The following is a 1376-nucleotide window of genomic DNA, read 5'->3' on the forward strand; positions in this document are numbered from 1 at the left end:
CGGGCGACAAGAAGAATTGCTTAATTCCATTTTAGAAATGCAAGGGAAGAAAGATCCTGCCGAACTAACAAAGATTTATGTCACGTTTGACAACAGTGACGAAGCATTAAAGCGTCAACAATATTTAATTAATTCCGGAGCAAGTACGACGTATGTCAGAAAACAATTTATTAAAGATGGATGGGCGGGCGCAAAGGATTACTATGTTGTAGAAGCGTATGGGAAAGATCGTCAAGAAATGGCTGATCTTGTGAAAAAAGGTGTCCAAGACAAACAATGGGGCGGAATGGAAGTTGGGAAAGTAAAAACTCAAGACGCACCAAGCTATGGCGCACATTCTAGGAGTTATTAATTAATGGCTCTAGATGTTAGACCATTCATAAATGACGCCCAAAGAATTCAAAAAGAAACAGGAATACCCGCTTCTATTATTCTAGGTCAAATGGTCTTCGAATCTAGTGGTAGCAATCCCGGCGGAATGTCCGGGCTTGCCTACAACGCAAAGAATCTATTCGGCATCAAAGGTGTTGGACCTGCCGGAACTCATACTGTATGGTCACAAGAATATGACGCGGGCGGTGGTCGTGTTTCTGGATTCCGGAAATACAACAGCTACTATGAGTCGATGGCTGATCACGCACGACTCTTACAAACACCGCGCTATGCTTCTCAATTGAAAAATGCGAAGACATACGAAGATTTTGCACGTGGGATCAAGGCGGGCGGATATGCTACCGATCCGAACTATGCGGGGCAACTGATTTCTATCATTAAACAAAATGGATTAGACAAGTATGACGACGGGACGCCATACACCGGAGAAGGAAGCGTTCCAGCCGGTGGAGGGAGTGATAAACGTGGAATATTCACAAGTGTCGCTAATGGCGTCATTCGTGCCTTGCTTATTCTATTGGCTTTTGTGGCTTGTGTTCTGTTTTTTGCCAAGGCATTCCCGCAAGTGGAAGCTACAGCAAAGAGTGGAGCAAAGAAAGTTACAAAGTCATCCTCACGATCCAAGGGATATAAAAAAGTAAAACCGAAAGGCGGTGCTACGAATGGCGGATCTACAGGGACTCAAACTAAACGACAAGCTGAAGCAAGTTTATGATAAGGCGTTATCCCTTGGTTTACGATTCACAAGCGGGTACCGCCCCGGTTCTACCGGACCGAGCGGGAGACCGGATAGCCATTCCCAGGGCATGGCTATGGACTTCGCGGGTTCGAAAGATAAAATGGACGAATTTGCAAAATGGGCGAAAACGTCACCGCTCTTTACAGAAGTGTTATGGCAAACCGCTGGACACTACGATCATGTACACGTCGGGTGGCAAGAGGGAAAACACCAAGCCGGAAAGATGTACGTAGGCGATAAAACA

Annotated in this window: 1 protein-coding gene and 2 pseudogenes; all 3 read left to right on the top strand. The window is 45.6% G+C overall.

Features of this window, described 5'->3' with window-relative positions:
• Nucleotides 1–352 (top strand): annotated as a pseudogene (locus tag MR107_RS29970) (hypothetical protein); the annotation flags it as partial.
• Nucleotides 353–355: 3 nt separating this feature from the next.
• Nucleotides 356–1108 carry a glycoside hydrolase family 73 protein gene (locus tag MR107_RS29975; RefSeq protein WP_242293152.1) on the top strand — a complete coding sequence of 251 codons (753 nt, stop codon included), beginning with the start codon at nucleotides 356–358 and terminating at the stop codon, nucleotides 1106–1108.
• Nucleotides 1056–1376: pseudogene (locus tag MR107_RS29980) on the top strand (D-Ala-D-Ala carboxypeptidase family metallohydrolase); the annotation flags it as partial. The gene MR107_RS29975 and the pseudogene MR107_RS29980, both read left to right, overlap by 53 nt.

It is taken from the genome of Bacillus cereus group sp. BfR-BA-01441, from assembly GCF_022663075.1.
Taxonomy (GTDB): Bacteria; Bacillota; Bacilli; order Bacillales; family Bacillaceae_G; genus Bacillus_A; species Bacillus_A cereus.